14 protein-coding genes are annotated in these 13,638 nt (G+C 60.7%); 7 read left to right on the forward strand and 7 right to left on the reverse strand.

Annotated features, from left to right (window positions below):
- Positions 1-142 precede the first annotated feature (142 nt).
- Both ACP7BX_RS01795 and ACP7BX_RS01800 read left to right on the forward strand, forming a co-directional pair.
- Positions 143-751: an HAD family phosphatase gene (locus tag ACP7BX_RS01795; RefSeq protein WP_426131378.1), complete on the forward strand. Its 609-nt coding sequence runs from the start codon at positions 143-145 to the stop codon at positions 749-751.
- Positions 752-861: 110 nt separating this feature from the next.
- Entirely contained in the window at positions 862-1,128 is a 267-nt protein-coding gene (locus tag ACP7BX_RS01800) for a DUF4404 family protein (protein WP_005786202.1), read from the forward strand.
- Between the two features lie 36 nt (positions 1,129-1,164).
- On the opposite strand, the gene queF is transcribed toward ACP7BX_RS01800, so the two are convergent.
- Both queF and ACP7BX_RS01810 read right to left on the reverse strand, forming a co-directional pair.
- Positions 1,165-1,995: an NADPH-dependent 7-cyano-7-deazaguanine reductase QueF gene (gene queF, locus ACP7BX_RS01805; RefSeq protein WP_426131380.1), complete on the reverse strand. Its 831-nt coding sequence runs from the start codon at positions 1,993-1,995 to the stop codon at positions 1,165-1,167.
- A 69-nt stretch (positions 1,996-2,064) separates the two neighbouring features.
- Complete coding sequence (locus ACP7BX_RS01810) at positions 2,065-2,577, reverse strand: cupredoxin family protein (RefSeq protein WP_314533066.1); 513 nt, start codon at positions 2,575-2,577, stop codon at positions 2,065-2,067.
- A 155-nt stretch (positions 2,578-2,732) separates the two neighbouring features.
- Between ACP7BX_RS01810 and ACP7BX_RS01815 the strand changes: the two genes are divergently transcribed.
- Both ACP7BX_RS01815 and ACP7BX_RS01820 read left to right on the forward strand, forming a co-directional pair.
- Positions 2,733-3,413, forward strand: coding sequence for a heavy metal response regulator transcription factor (locus ACP7BX_RS01815; RefSeq protein WP_314533070.1), 681 nt, complete (start codon positions 2,733-2,735; stop codon positions 3,411-3,413).
- A complete protein-coding gene (locus ACP7BX_RS01820) occupies positions 3,410-4,750 on the forward strand; it encodes a heavy metal sensor histidine kinase (RefSeq protein WP_426131383.1) in 1,341 nt (446 codons plus the stop codon). The genes ACP7BX_RS01815 and ACP7BX_RS01820 overlap by 4 nt, the downstream gene beginning before the upstream one ends.
- A gap of 39 nt (positions 4,751-4,789) precedes the next feature.
- Here the strand turns inward: ACP7BX_RS01820 and ACP7BX_RS01825 are convergent, their stop codons facing one another.
- The 3 genes from ACP7BX_RS01825 to ACP7BX_RS01835 all read right to left on the reverse strand — a co-directional run bounded on the left by ACP7BX_RS01825 (position 4,790) and on the right by ACP7BX_RS01835 (position 8,038).
- Positions 4,790-6,034 (reverse strand): lipoprotein-releasing ABC transporter permease subunit, encoded by a 1,245-nt coding sequence (locus ACP7BX_RS01825; protein WP_177111542.1) that lies wholly within the window; start codon positions 6,032-6,034, stop codon positions 4,790-4,792.
- Between the two features lie 62 nt (positions 6,035-6,096).
- Complete coding sequence (gene lolD / locus ACP7BX_RS01830) at positions 6,097-6,780, reverse strand: lipoprotein-releasing ABC transporter ATP-binding protein LolD (RefSeq protein WP_020372622.1); 684 nt, start codon at positions 6,778-6,780, stop codon at positions 6,097-6,099.
- Positions 6,781-6,787: 7 nt separating this feature from the next.
- Positions 6,788-8,038: a lipoprotein-releasing ABC transporter permease subunit gene (locus ACP7BX_RS01835; RefSeq protein WP_038850355.1), complete on the reverse strand. Its 1,251-nt coding sequence runs from the start codon at positions 8,036-8,038 to the stop codon at positions 6,788-6,790.
- A gap of 94 nt (positions 8,039-8,132) precedes the next feature.
- Here ACP7BX_RS01835 and ACP7BX_RS01840 point away from each other — a divergent pair, with 94 nt between their 5' ends.
- Both ACP7BX_RS01840 and ACP7BX_RS01845 read left to right on the forward strand, forming a co-directional pair.
- The gene (locus ACP7BX_RS01840) at positions 8,133-8,717 is read left to right on the forward strand and encodes a PilZ domain-containing protein (protein ID WP_033902569.1); all 585 of its coding nucleotides are present in this window, start codon (positions 8,133-8,135) and stop codon (positions 8,715-8,717) included.
- Between the two features lie 46 nt (positions 8,718-8,763).
- The gene (locus ACP7BX_RS01845; protein WP_016975274.1) at positions 8,764-9,486 is read left to right on the forward strand and encodes a glycerophosphodiester phosphodiesterase; all 723 of its coding nucleotides are present in this window, start codon (positions 8,764-8,766) and stop codon (positions 9,484-9,486) included.
- A gap of 42 nt (positions 9,487-9,528) precedes the next feature.
- Here ACP7BX_RS01845 and sthA read toward each other — a convergent pair whose 3' ends face one another.
- Positions 9,529-10,923 carry a Si-specific NAD(P)(+) transhydrogenase gene (sthA, locus tag ACP7BX_RS01850; protein WP_016975273.1) on the reverse strand — a complete coding sequence of 465 codons (1,395 nt, stop codon included), beginning with the start codon at positions 10,921-10,923 and terminating at the stop codon, positions 9,529-9,531.
- 234 nt (positions 10,924-11,157) lie between these two features.
- Here sthA and ACP7BX_RS01855 point away from each other — a divergent pair, with 234 nt between their 5' ends.
- Positions 11,158-11,691: a chalcone isomerase family protein gene (locus tag ACP7BX_RS01855; protein WP_426131386.1), complete on the forward strand. Its 534-nt coding sequence runs from the start codon at positions 11,158-11,160 to the stop codon at positions 11,689-11,691.
- 160 nt (positions 11,692-11,851) lie between these two features.
- Here the strand turns inward: ACP7BX_RS01855 and ACP7BX_RS01860 are convergent, their stop codons facing one another.
- Complete coding sequence (locus tag ACP7BX_RS01860) at positions 11,852-13,315, reverse strand: glyceraldehyde-3-phosphate dehydrogenase (protein ID WP_033902571.1); 1,464 nt, start codon at positions 13,313-13,315, stop codon at positions 11,852-11,854.
- Between the last annotated feature and the right edge of the window lie 323 nt (positions 13,316-13,638).

Genomic DNA, 13,638 nt, shown 5'->3' on the forward strand with positions numbered 1-13,638 from the left:
TCAGTATATGACGGAAGTTGGCAATTAGGCAGTAACTAGGAAATGTCACAACAAAAATGGACAAATTTCCTACAATTCACAATCCTGTCATCGACTTGTCATCCTGGCTCGATAGCGTTGGTGCTATTTCAGGGATGTCGACATGCCTCACGCCGAGATAGCCATCGCCAGCGCGCCCACCTTGACTGCCGTCCTGTTTGGTTTGAGTGGCTGCCTGGTGGACTTCGGTTCCCGTGCTCGCACCGACTCGCCCTCCCTTGAATCCCAGGCTACGCCCGGCGCCCTGAACATCCTGCGCAGTCTCAAGGAACAAGGCGTCCCGTGCGCCTGGCTGGATGAACTGCCTCCCGCCGTCACCACCCCGCTGGCCGCCACGCTGCCTGCGTGGGTCAAGGCGACACCACCCTCCTCCATTCGCTGGCCTGCGCCCCACGCCTGCTGGCAAGCCTTGATGCAGTTGAACATCGAACGCCTGGAAGGCTGCGTCTTGGTCAGCGGCGAACCGCGCTTGCTGCAATCCGGGCTCAACGCCGGGTTGTGGACCATCGGCCTGGCCTCCTGCGGCTCGCTGTGCGGCATGGCGCCGGAGCAATGGCAGGCGCTGAGCGAACAGGAACGCGAGCATAAGCGCGGCAAGGCCACCGTCGCCCTGTACGGGTTGGGTGTGCACTCGGTGATTGATCACCTGGGCGAACTCGGCACCTGCCTGGCCGACATCAGCCTGCGCCAGTTCAAAGGCGAGAAGCCCTGACACGGATCATGCACACTCGACGCCAGTGGATTAATCTACAGGTCAGCCCGTAGACCTTTCTCGGCGTGCCGCGGTCTATGCCAGTGCCTATCGATAAAAGGAAACACGTCATGCCTGATCGCAAAAAACTGGAAGAACAGGTCGAAATCCTGCGCGGGCAGTTGGAACAGGAACCGCCGCTGTCGGAAGAAAAACGTGAAGCGTTGGAAGCCTTGATTGCCAAGTTCGAATTACAACTCGAACTGGAGCCGGCCACTCAAACACCGAGTATTTCCGACGATGTGAATCAAGCGGCCATCGAGTTCGATGCCGAGCACCCGGTGATTTCCGGGACCCTGCGCAATATCATGATCACCTTGGGCAATATCGGGATCTGACCGCAAAAAGCCCCGCAATCGCGGGGCTTTTCTATCTTACTGCCGTGCCAGACGCACGTTCTGGAACGCCACGTCTTCCGTACTGCGATACGGGTTGATATCCAACCCACCCCGCCGCACATACCGCGCATACACCGTCAGCTTTTCCGGCTTCAGCAAGCGCTGCAAGTCCAGGAAGATGCGCTCTACGCACTGCTCATGGAAGTCCGAGTGCTGGCGAAAGCTCACGATGTATTCCAGCAGGCTGGCGTGATCCAACGCGTGACCACGGTATTGCACCACCACACTGCCCCAGTCCGGCTGGCTGGTCACCGGGCAGTTGGATTTGAGCAGGTGACTGTGCACGCTCTCCTCGACAACGCACGAGTCATCGCAACGCAGCAATTCCGGGCGCGGATGCTCGTAGTTGCTGACGCTGATATCCAAATCGTCGATGCACGCACCTGGCAACGCCATCACGCCTTCGGCCTCGATCTCGGCCAGGCTGCGGATACGCACGCTCACCGGTTTGCCGGCAGCGGCACTGAGGTCGGTGCGCAACGTGGCTTCCAGACTGGCCGTATCCGCAAAAGCGGTCTGGTTCAACGAGTTGAGGTACAGCTTGAACGACTTGGACTCGATGATGTTCGGCGAGTCAGCCGGGATGCTGAACTCACCGATGGCCACCACCGGCTTGCCCGACGGCAGCAACCAGGACAATTCGAAGCAGTTCCAGAAATCCACGCCCTTATACGGCAGGGTCTCGGCGCTCAGGCCCAGCTCGGCCCACTTGGCGGCACGCGGGATCGGGAACAGCAACGAAGGGGTGTAGGTGGAGATGTATTCACTGGACTTGCCCAGCGGCGAATGTTCGGCTGCGGGATGCATGGCGGAAACCTGGCTAAATAAACCGCGCCAGTCTACCAGCCTTTGCCCCCGCGCCTAAGCGCCAGCGGATCAATCGACGTTGAGCTTGCCGACCATGCCCGCCTGGTAATGCCCCGGAAGGTTGCAGGCAAACTCCAGGCCCGCGGCCTTAGTGAACGTCCAGGTCAGCTCGGCGGTTTTGCCCGGCTCGACCAGTACGCTATTGGGATCATCGTGTTTCATCGCACCGTGGCCCATGGCCGCGTGGTCCATCTTGCCCATGCCGGTGGCGGTGAGCATGCCGCTGGCCTGCATCTGCAGCATTTCCTTCTGGTGTTCGGCATGCATCGCCGCGTCGCCCAGGTTGAATTCATGGAGCAACTGGCCTTTGTTGACCAGTACAAAGCGCACGGTCTCACCGGCTTTCACGTCCAGGGACTTGGGCGAAAAGGAAATGTCCTGCAGGGTTATTTCCACGGTACGCGTGGCTTTGCTCGCCGGCGCAGCCTCGCCGAAGGCATAGGTGTGGGCCGCATCGGCCATCGCATCAACACTCAATGCCAACAGGCAGCCCGCCAACAACAGGGGTGTACGCAACGCCATCGGTCTTCTCCAAAAATAGATGAACAGCTTGGGCAGCACTCTAAGATTGCGCCGCTGCCAGCCAGCTGACTGCTAGATTACAACTTTGTCAGGTTGCTCCCCCGCCCTGGCACTCAAGGTATAAAGCCGTCGTCCACCGTTGCCAAGAGCTGCCCATGAAACTGCTGATCGTCGAAGACCAACCCAAAACCGGTCACTACCTGCGCCAGGGCCTGGCCGAGGCGGGCTTTACCACCGAACTGGTGGCCGATGGCACCAGCGGCCAGCACCTTGCGCTGACCGGGGACTACGACCTGTTGATCCTCGACGTGATGCTGCCGGGCCGCGACGGGTGGCAGATCCTCCAGGCCGTGCGCAGTGCCGGCATGGACATTCCGGTGCTGTTCCTCACCGCCCGCGACGCCGTGGAAGACCGTGTACACGGCCTGGAACTGGGCGCCGACGACTACTTGGTCAAGCCTTTCGCTTTCTCCGAACTGCTCGCCCGCGTGCGCACTCTATTGCGCCGTGGCAGCAGCACACCGCAGGAAACCGCGCTGCAACTGGCCGACCTGCGCCTGGACCTGATCCGCCGTCGCGTTGAACGGGACGGCCAGCGCATCGACCTGACCGCCAAGGAATTCTCCCTACTGGAACTGCTGCTGCGCCGCCAAGGCGAAGTGCTGCCCAAATCGCTGATCGCTTCTCAGGTGTGGGACATGAACTTCGACAGCGACACCAACATCATCGAAGTGGCGATCCGCCGCCTGCGCCTGAAAGTCGACGACAGCTTTCCCAATAAGCTGATCCACACCGTGCGCGGCATGGGCTATGTGTTGGAGGAGCGCATCAATTGATCAAGCGCCTCTCGCTGGCCAGCCGCCTGGCGCTGCTGTTTGCCGCCTGTACCGCCGTGGTTTCGCTGATCGCCGGGGTGCTGTTCAATCGCGCCAGCGAGGCGCACTTCATTGAGTTGGACCAGCAGCAACTCGACAGCAAACTGGTTGCGCTGCGCAGTACCTTGCAGGGTGTCGACTCGCCGGAGGCCTTTGCCCGGCGTGAAGCGCAATTGCGCACCGAACTCAGTCGCCAGCCCGACCTGACGCTACGCATCACCGCCGCCGGCCAACGCTGGCTGGACGATGCGCCAAGCGTGACCTTGCCAGAGGCACCCGGGTTGCACAGCCTGCAAAACGCCGACACCGACTACCGGGTCTACAACGCGCCGTTGAGAACCGGCCAACCCGACTCGCCGCAACTGAGCCTGATGCTCGATATCACTCACCATCAGCACTTCTTGCAGCGCATGCAGCACCTGATCTGGCTCACCGTCGGCCTGTCGGCCCTGGCGACCGCCCTGCTCGGCGCCTGGGCTGCGCGCAGCGGGTTGCGGCCACTTCGACGCATGGGCGAAGTGGCCGCCAGTGTGTCGGCCCACTCCTTGACCCAACGTTTGCCCCAACAGGAAATGCCCACGGAACTGGCCGACCTGGCCCAAGCCTTCAATGCCATGCTTGGCCGACTCGACGACGCGTTCCAGCGCCTTTCGGCGTTTTCCGCCGACATCGCCCACGAACTGCGCACGCCGCTGTCGAACCTGCTGACCCAGACCCAGGTCATCCTCACCCAGCCACGGCCGCTGGAGGACTACCGCGAGGCGCTGCACAGCAACCTGGAAGAACTGCAATGGATGGCGCAGTTGGTCAACGACATGCTGTACCTGGCCAAGGCGGATCACGGCTTGTTGATGCCCAAGCGCGAAACCTTGGCGCTGGCGGATGAAGTCGACGCGCTACTGGAGTTTTTTACATTGCTGGCAGAGGAAGGGCAGATCAGCCTAATGCGCGAGGGCACGGCCCGTACGACGGGTGATCGTGGGATGTTGCGCCGGGCCTTGTCGAATCTGTTGGATAACGCGCTACGGTTTACTCCGCCAGGTGGCGAAGTGCTTGTGCGGATAGAGGATGGGGTGAGGCTTTCAGTGGAGAACACCGGAGATGGCATTCCAACGGAGTTGCTGCCGAGGTTGTTTGACCGCTTCTACCGGGCAGACCCGGCACGCCATGAAGGCAGCAGTGAGCATGCGGGGCTGGGGCTGGCGATTACCCAGTCGATTGTGCGGGCGCACGGGGGGAGAATTTATTGCGAATCTAAGGCAGGGTGGACAAGGTTTGTGATTGAGCTACCCGCTTAGACCGTCATCGCCGGCTTGCCGACGATGACGGTCTAAGGCTTACGAATATCTCAGGGCATGCGCCGGCTCAATCTTCGCCGCCCGATACGCCGGATACAGCGTGGCCAGAAAGCTCAACACAAACCCAGCGGTGCAGATCAGCAGCACATCCCCGCCTTGCAGTTCTGAAGGCAGGTTGCTGACGAAGTACACGTCCGAACTGAAGATATGCTGCCCGGTAACCCGCTCGACCCAGCCCACCAGCTCACTCACGTTCAGCGCGGCAATCACGCCCAATACGCCGCCGATCAAAGTACCGACGATACCGATCACCGTGCCCTGCACCATGAAGATCGCCATGATCTGCCGTGGCGTCGCGCCGATGGTGCGCAAAATCGCAATGTCCGCGCCCTTGTCGTTCACCACCATGATCAGGGTGGCGATGATATTGAACGCGGCCACGGCGACAATCATCAGCAACAGCAGGCCGATCATGGTCTTTTCCATCTTCATCGCGCTGAACAGGCTGCCCTGGGTGTGAGTCCAGTCGTCAGGCTTGTAGGCGGCGCCCAGGCTGGCGGCGATGTCCGATGAGACCTTGGGGGCCGCGTACAGGTCTTTCACCGCCAGGCGCACGCTTTGTACCTGGTTTGGCTGCCAATGCTGGATCTCTGCGGCGTCGGCCATGTGAATCATGGCCATGGAGCCGTCCAGCTCGGCGCCGACCTTGAAGATGCCCACCACGTTCAAACGCTGCATGCGCGGGGTGATGCCGCCCGGCGCGGTGCTGATTTCCGGCACGATCAGGGTCACTTTGTCGCCCACATTCAGACGGAAGCGCCGAGCCGTGATTTCGCCGACCACCACGCCGAACTCGCCGGGTTTCAAGTCTTCCAGGCTGCCGCGCACGATGTGCTGGGCCACGATCGACACCTTGCCTTCCTGCGCCGGGTCGATGCCGCTGATCTCGATCGGCTGCATCGCGCCTTTGTAGGAGAACATGCCATCCATTTGCGTGAAAGGTACGGCGGCGGTCACTTCCGGATTCTTCATCGCGGCGGCGGCCACCGGCTGCCAATCGTCAATCGGGTTCACGCCGACGATGGTGGCATGGGGCACCATGCCAAGGATGCGCGAGCTCATTTCGCGCTGGAAGCCGTTCATCACCGACAACACCACGATCATCGCCAACACGCCCAGGGCAAGGCCGATCATCGAGGTCATCGAGATAAACGAGACAAAACGGTTGCGGCGCTTGGCGCGGGTATAGCGCGTGCCGATGAAAATCGATAACGGTCTGAACATTCGCTTGCACCGCCTGAAAAAATGAAAAAGCCCGGCGCTTGAAGCGCCGGGCTTGAAACGGGTCAGATGGCGACCAGATGACCTTCCTGCAGGTGCAACACACGGTCCATCTGGCGGGCCATGCTCATGTCATGGGTCACCACCAGGAACGCGGTGCGCATCTGGGTGCTCAGTTCCAGCATCAAGTCCTTGATGCCCTGGGCGGTGTGGGAGTCGAGGTTGCCGGTCGGCTCATCGAGCATCACCAGCCCTGGATTGTTCACCAAGGCGCGGGCGATGGCCACACGCTGGCGCTCGCCGCCGGACAACTCGGCCGGTTTATGCTCCAGGCGATGGCCGAGGCCAACGCGCTCCAGCAGTGCTTTAGCGCGCTGGCGGGCTTCCGGGATCGCGGTCTTGCCGATCAGCAGCGGCATGCACACGTTTTCCAGGGCGGTGAACTCCGGCAACAGGTGGTGGAACTGGTACACAAAACCCAGCGAACGGTTACGCAGTTGACCGCGAGCCTTTTCACCGAGGGCCGACAGTTCTTCACCGGCCAGCCACACGCTGCCCTGGGACGGCGTATCAAGGCCGCCCAACAGGTTCAGCAAGGTACTTTTACCGGAACCGGAACTGCCCACGATCGCCACGCGCTCGCCAGGGTGCAGCTCAAGTTGCAGATTGGACAGCACCACCACCGACTCCGGGCCTTCCTCGTAGGATTTGCCCAGGTCGCGGCAGCTCAGGATTGCTTTTTCACTCATGCCCGATTCACTCATAACGTAAGGCCTGTGCTGGCTGGGTACGTGCCGCGCGCCAGGCTGGATACAGGGTGGCAAGGAAACTCAGGACCAACGCAGCGCCGCCCACCATCAACACGTCCTGGGCCTGCACCTGGGACGGCAAGTAGTCGATGAAGTAGACGTCGGCGTTGAGAAACTTGTGGCCGATCAGGGTTTCGAGACCGGCGATGGCGGCGCTCACGTTCAGCGCGGCCAAAATGCCGACGGCCGTACCGATCAGGGTACCGACCACGCCGATCACGGTGCCCTGCACCATGAAGATCGCCATGATCTGCCCCGGCGTGGCGCCGAGAGTACGCAGGATGGCGATATCGCCCTTCTTGTCGTTCACCACCATCACCAGCGTGGAGATGATGTTGAAGGCCGCCACGGCGACGATCAGCAGCAACAGCAGGCCGATCATGGCTTTTTCCATGCGGATGGCCTGGTACAGGTTGCCGTGGGTACGGGTCCAGTCGCGGGCGTAGTATTGGCTTTCACCCAGGTGCTGAGCGATTTCCCAGGCGCCGCGTGGCGCATCGAACAGGTCGGCGAACTTGAGGCGCAGGCCCTGCACCTGGTCCGGCTGCCAGCGATGCAGGCGCGCCAGGTCGGTGAGGTTGGTCAGGCCTAGGTAGCCGTCGATCTCGCCAGCGCCAACGTGGAAAGTGCCGACCACGGTAAAGCGCTTCATGCGTGGGAACATGCCCGCCGGGGTCACCGTGACTTCCGGCGCGACGAAGGTCAGCTTGTCGCCGAGGCCCACGCCGAGTTTGGCCGCCGCCTTGTCGCCGATGACAATGCCGAAGCTGCCGGGCGCCAGGTCGTCGAGTTTGCCCTGCAGCATGAACTTGTCGATGATCGAGACGTTGCGTTCCTGGACCGGGTCGATGGCATTGAGCAGGATCTTCTGCACCTTGCCGTCATGGGTCAGCAACCCCTGCATCTGGGTGAATGGCGCGACGGCCAGCACCTTGGGGTTCTGCTTGACCTTGTCGGCCAGGCTTTGCCAGTCACTGATGGGCGCATCGCCCTCGATGGTCGCGTGGGGCACCATGCCCAGCACGCGGGTGCGCATCTCATGATCGAAGCCGTTCATCACCGACAACACCACGATCATCACGACCACGCCCAAGGCGAGCCCGATCATCGAGGTCAGGGAAATGAACGACACAAAATGATTGCGACGCTTTGCACGGGTATAACGCGTGCCAATAAATACGAAGAGAGGTCTGAACATGTCGGGGCTTGTTCGGAGGAAAAGAAGACGTCCCGGTGGCGGGGTCTGGTAAGCAGCTTTACACTCTGACCATTACCGCTAGCTGGGGTTCGCCATGTCGACATTAGATGAAGAAGAACGCCGCGAATACTACCGTATCGACGACATGATCGCACTTCAAATCAAAAGCCTGTCTGCCCCCGAGGCGGCGAGCAAGGAAGTGTTGCTGGATGATTCTCCGCTGTTCAATTTACTCAGTGAATTGCACCTGAGCGAATTCGAAGCCCAGCACCTGCTGCGCCAGCTCAGCGAGAAGGATCGCACCCTCGCCGCCTTCCTTCGCGTGCAGAACAAACGCCTGGACCTGCTCAGCCAGATCATGGCGCGCGGCCTGCTGGATGAGGTCGGCGCACCGCAGCCGGTGATCATTTCCGAAGGCGGCATCGACTTCCAACACCCCACGCCCCTGCCAGCCGGTGCGCACCTGGCGGTCAAGCTGGTGCTCATGCCCCAGGCGCTCGGCCTGCTGCTGCGCGCGCGGGTCACCCATTGCGACCCCAAAGGCGCAGGCTTTGATGTCGGCACGGAATTCGAAGCCATGACCGACGCCCAACGCCAACTGCTGGCGCGCTACATCCTGCAGAAACAGGCCCAGGAACGCCGCCTGGCGCGGGAACAGAGCGACGCCCAAGACACTTGAACCCTCGAATTCACCCCGCCAGACCACCTGGCGTAAAGGAGCAACTGTGACCCTGATCTACGGCCACCGCGGTGCCAAAGGCGAAGCACCGGAAAACACCCTGACCAGCTTCCAGGAGTGCCTCAAGCACGGTGTACGCCGCTGCGAACTGGATTTACACCTGTCCATGGACGGCGAGCTGATGGTCATCCACGACCCCACCCTCAAGCGCACCGCCGACCGGCGCGGCAAAGTCGTCGAGTACTCGGCGGCGGACCTGGTGAAGATGGACGCACGCAAAGGCGGCCCAGGCTGGGTGAAGCCGTGCCCGATTCCGCGCTTGGAAGAGCTGTTCGAAAAGTGCGATTTCGATCACTGGCAACTGGAAGTCAAAAGCGCCTCGCGCACCCGCGCCGCCACCACTGTGCTGGCGATTCGTGAAATGGCCGTGCGTTTCGGGCTGATGGACAAGGTCACCGTGACCTCGAGTTCGCGGGAAGTACTGAAGGCCGCCGTTGAACTCACTCCCGACCTGTCACGCGGACTGGTGGCGGAATACGCTTGGCTGGACCCGCTGAAGGTCGCGCAGAATTACGGCTGTGAGATCTTGGCGTTGAACTGGACGCTGTGCACCCCTGAGCGACTGGAAAAAGCCCAGCGCCAGGGCTTGCACGTGTCCGTGTGGACCGTCAACGAACCCGCGCTGATGCGCAGGCTCGCCGACTTCGGCGTAGATAGCCTGATTACAGACTTTCCCGGTTTGGCCACTGCCACTCTCGGGAATTACTGAAATCGGTCTCCCCGGCCGGCTCAGGCCACCGGCCGGAGCCGCTCAAAAAAGCCGGTTGAGGCCGTCGTAGGCCGCTACCCGATAGGCTTCCGCCATGGTCGGGTAGTTGAACGTGGTGTTGACGAAATACTTCAGGGTATTGAGTTCACCCGGCTGGTTCATGATCGCCTGGCCGATGTGCACGATCTCCGAAGCCTGGTAGCCGAAGCAATGCACGCCGAGGACTTCCAGGGTTTCACGGTGGAACAGGATCTTCAGCATGCCTTGCGGCTCACCGGCGATCTGCGCACGCGCCATGCTCTTGAAGAACGCCTTGCCGACTTCGTAAGGCACCTTGGCCTTGGTCAGTTCGTGCTCGTTCTTGCCGATCGAGCTGATCTCGGGAATCGTGTAGATCCCGGTCGGCACGTCGTTCACATAGCGCCAGCTGCCATTGTCGACGATGCTGCCAGCAGCCGAGCGACCCTGGTCATGGGCGGCACTGGCCAGGCTTGGCCAGCCGATCACGTCACCAGCACCGTAGATATTCGCCACGCAGGTACGATAGTTCTCGTCCACTTCGATCTGGCCACGGCTGTTGACCTTGACCCCGATGTTTTCCATGCCCAGCTTGTCGGTGTTACCGGTACGGCCGTTGCACCACAGCAAGGCGTCGGCCTTGATCTTCTTGCCGGACTTGAGGTGCAGGATCACACCGTTGTCCAGACCTTCGACGCGCTCATACTCTTCGTTGTGGCGCACGGTGATGTTGTTGTTGCTGAAGTGGTAGCTCAACGCCTGGGAGATTTCCGAGTCGAGGAAGCTCAGCAATTGGTCGCGGTTGTCCACCAGTTCCACCAGTACACCCAGGCCGCTGAAGATCGAGGCGTATTCACAGCCGATCACGCCAGCGCCGTAGATGATCAGTTTGCGCGGGGTGTGGCCCAGGCTCAGGATGGTGTCGCTATCGTAGATACGCGGATGGTGGAAATCGATGTCCGCCGGGCGGTACGGGCGCGAACCGGTGGCGATGATGATGTGCTTGGCCACCAGCTTCTCGACCACGCCATTGGGGCAGACCACTTCGATGGTTTGCTCGTCGGCGAAGCTGCCGGTGCCGAAGAACAGGTCGACGCGGTTACGGGCGTAGTAGCCGGTACGCGAGGCGACTTGCTTGGAGATGACTTTCTCGGCGCTCTTGAGCACGTCCGGGAACGAGAACCAGCGCGGCTCACCAATGGCCCGGAACATCGGGTTGGTGTTGAACTGCATGATCTGGCGCACCGAGTGACGCAAGGCCTTGGACGGGATGGTGCCCAGGTGGGTGCAGTTACCGCCGACCTGACGACGGCTATCGACCATCGCCACCTTGCGCCCAGCTTTGGCGGCGTTCATCGCCGCACCTTCTCCAGCCGGGCCGGAACCCAGTACCACCACGTCGTAGTTGTAGACAGCCATGCGTACTCCTCAGAACAGGCCAGGCGTACGGTTGGACGCCGGGCTAAATCATGCCGCGGCCAGCGGTCATGAAGGACAATTCGGCTCAAGTGTGTGAACCGGGGCACAGTCTATATAAGGCTCAACGCCGCGAACATTAACCCTTGGTCGCGTCGTAGGCCAGTCTTGCCTTTACTACACCATCAGGAAATTGCAATTACACTGCCAGCAAGCCCCTTTGCAGGACTGGCCATTATGCGACATGTCGCTTTCTGTTTATTACTGATGCTGTCGATCACGGTGCAGGCCAATGAGGCGGATCGGCTAAAGCAAGCCGACTTTCCCGCACAGTCCCAGCAATTGACCTTGAAAAACCAGGCGGTGCTCACCTATCTCTGGGCGGATGTTTACGCGGCTGCGCTGTATGCCCCGTCCGACGTGCGCGCCAAGCAGGCCTGGGCGCAACAAAAAGCGCTGCGCCTGACGCTGTATTACTTTCGCGACATCGACCGCAATGACGTGATCAAAGCCGCCACTGCCACGCTGGAGCGCCAACAGGCCAGCGCCCGCCTCAAACCCGAAATAGACAAACTGCACGCCCGCTTTCGCGATATCCGCAGCGGTGATTGGTATGCCCTGGACTTTCGTCCGGGACGTGGTTTGAACCTGGAGATCAATGGTCAGGTGGTGTTCAGCAGCGCTGATGAGGAGCTGGCGAAGACTTACTTGGGGGTCTGGCTGGCGCCCAAGGGCTTGTCCGACAGCCTGCGCAGTGCTCTATTGGAATGAAGGCCCCATCGCAGGCAAGCCAGCTCCCACATTTGAATGTGTTCACAAATCGAAATGTGGGAGCTGGCTTGCCTGCGAAGAGGCCATTAGAGACACCAAAGATCTCTCAGCCACAAAAAAGCCCCAAACCAGTCGGGGCTTTTTCATTCAGCGCAAAGGCTTAGCGCGGAAACGCAGGCGGGTTGACCCCAGCCATGTCTTCCATCACGCGAACCACCTGGCAGCTGTAGCCGAACTCGTTGTCGTACCACACGTACAGGACAACGCGGTTGTCCTGGGTAATGGTCGCTTCCGCGTCCACCACACCGGCGTGGCGCGAGCCCACGAAGTCGGTGGAGACCACTTCCTGCGAGTTGACGAAGTCGATTTGCTTATGCAGATCGGAGTGTAGCGCCATGTAGCGCAGGTACTCGTTCATCTCTTCACGGGTGGCGGCTTTCTCAAGGTTCAGGTTGAGAATGGCCATCGACACGTTTGGCGTCGGCACGCGGATCGCGTTACCGGTCAGCTTGCCGGCCAGCTCAGGCAGGGCCTTGGCAGCAGCGGTGGCAGCACCGGTCTCGGTGATCACCATGTTCAACGCGGCGCTACGGCCACGGCGATCGCCCTTGTGGAAGTTGTCGATCAGGTTCTGGTCGTTGGTGTACGAGTGAACGGTCTCGACGTGGCCGTTGACGATGCCGAACTTGTCATTCACCGCCTTCAGCACCGGCACGATGGCGTTGGTGGTGCAGGAGGCGGCGGACACGATCTTGTCGTCAGCGGTGATTTCGCTGTGGTTGATGCCGTGAACGATGTTCTTCAACTTGCCTTTGCCAGGCGCGGTCAGGACAACGCGGTCCACACCCGGGCAGGCCAGGTGCTGGCCCAGGCCTTCGGCGTCACGCCATACGCCGGTGTTGTCCACCAACAGGGCGTCCTTGATACCGTACTGGGTGTAATCCACCTCGGACGGGTTCTTCGCGTAGATCACCTGGATCAGGTTACCGTTGGCGGTGATGGTGTTGTTTTCTTCGTCGATGACGATGGTGCCGTTGAACGGACCGTGTACCGAATCGCGACGCAGCAGGCTGGCGCGCTTGGTCAGGTCGTTCTCGGCGCCTTTGCGCACGACGATGGCACGCAGGCGCAGGCCGTCGCCGCCACCGGTTTTTTCGATCAGGATGCGTGCCAGCAGGCGGCCGATACGACCGAAGCCGTACAGCACCACGTCGGTGCCTTTGCGGGCAGCGGCGTTTTGCTGGCCAACCACATCGGCCATTTCTTCACGCACGAACTGCTCGGCGCTGCGGCCGGCGCCTTCCTTGCGGAATTTGTAGGCCAGCTTGCCCAGGTCTACCGAAGCCGCGCCGAGCTTCAGCTCGCTCATGGCTTTAAGCAGTGGGAATGTTTCGTGGACGGAGAGTTCGCTGTCGTCGGCGGAACGGTGACGCGCAAAGCGGTGGGCTTTGAGAATCGCGATGACGGACTGGTTGATCAGGCTGCGGCCATAGATCGAGCTCACCACATTGTTATTGCGGTACAGCTGACCGATAAGCGGGATCATCGCTTCTGCGAGTGCTTCACGGTCGATCCATTCACCAAGACACTGGTCGGGCTTCTGAGTCACGGGAACCTTCCACATGTAGGGGCTGAAAAAAGGGGCTACATTATGCCGCCCGACCGCCCCCGGAGCAATGCGCGTCCGGCAACAAAAAGTCCTTGCGAAAAAATGACACCCCGCTACAGCCCAGTAAATACGCGGGTTCCAGAAGGCCACCAATGGCACGCGCGGGACAACTTGTCCGTAACCCTCCGAAAAACGCGTACATTTTGGCACTACATATTGAGTCAAAACCCGCCATTGTTTGTCTTAGCCACTACATTTCCTACAAACCGTAATAGGCTTAGTCAGCAACTGACAGACGGCGCCCCGCACCGTTACAATTACCGACTTTGTCGCAACGC

The organism is Pseudomonas sp. DWP3-1-3b3, assembly GCF_049896305.1.
Classification (GTDB): domain Bacteria; phylum Pseudomonadota; class Gammaproteobacteria; order Pseudomonadales; family Pseudomonadaceae; genus Aquipseudomonas; species Aquipseudomonas azotoformans_A.

Bases quoted from the DNA above. Each gene is read 5' to 3' on its own strand.
- ACP7BX_RS01795 (WP_426131378.1), top strand. From the start codon at position 143: ATGCCTCACGCCGAGATAGCCATCGCCAGCGCGCCCACCTTGACTGCC.
- ACP7BX_RS01800 (WP_005786202.1), top strand. From the start codon at position 862: ATGCCTGATCGCAAAAAACTGGAAGAACAGGTCGAAATCCTGCGCGGG.
- queF (WP_426131380.1), bottom strand. From the start codon at position 1,995: ATGCATCCCGCAGCCGAACATTCGCCGCTGGGCAAGTCCAGTGAATAC.
- ACP7BX_RS01810 (WP_314533066.1), bottom strand. From the start codon at position 2,577: ATGGCGTTGCGTACACCCCTGTTGTTGGCGGGCTGCCTGTTGGCATTG.
- ACP7BX_RS01815 (WP_314533070.1), top strand. From the start codon at position 2,733: ATGAAACTGCTGATCGTCGAAGACCAACCCAAAACCGGTCACTACCTG.
- ACP7BX_RS01825 (WP_177111542.1), bottom strand. From the start codon at position 6,034: ATGTTCAGACCGTTATCGATTTTCATCGGCACGCGCTATACCCGCGCC.
- lolD (WP_020372622.1), bottom strand. From the start codon at position 6,780: ATGAGTGAAAAAGCAATCCTGAGCTGCCGCGACCTGGGCAAATCCTAC.
- ACP7BX_RS01835 (WP_038850355.1), bottom strand. From the start codon at position 8,038: ATGTTCAGACCTCTCTTCGTATTTATTGGCACGCGTTATACCCGTGCA.
- ACP7BX_RS01840 (WP_033902569.1), top strand. From the start codon at position 8,133: ATGTCGACATTAGATGAAGAAGAACGCCGCGAATACTACCGTATCGAC.
- sthA (WP_016975273.1), bottom strand. From the start codon at position 10,923: ATGGCTGTCTACAACTACGACGTGGTGGTACTGGGTTCCGGCCCGGCT.
- ACP7BX_RS01855 (WP_426131386.1), top strand. From the start codon at position 11,158: ATGCGACATGTCGCTTTCTGTTTATTACTGATGCTGTCGATCACGGTG.
- ACP7BX_RS01860 (WP_033902571.1), bottom strand. From the start codon at position 13,315: ATGTGGAAGGTTCCCGTGACTCAGAAGCCCGACCAGTGTCTTGGTGAA.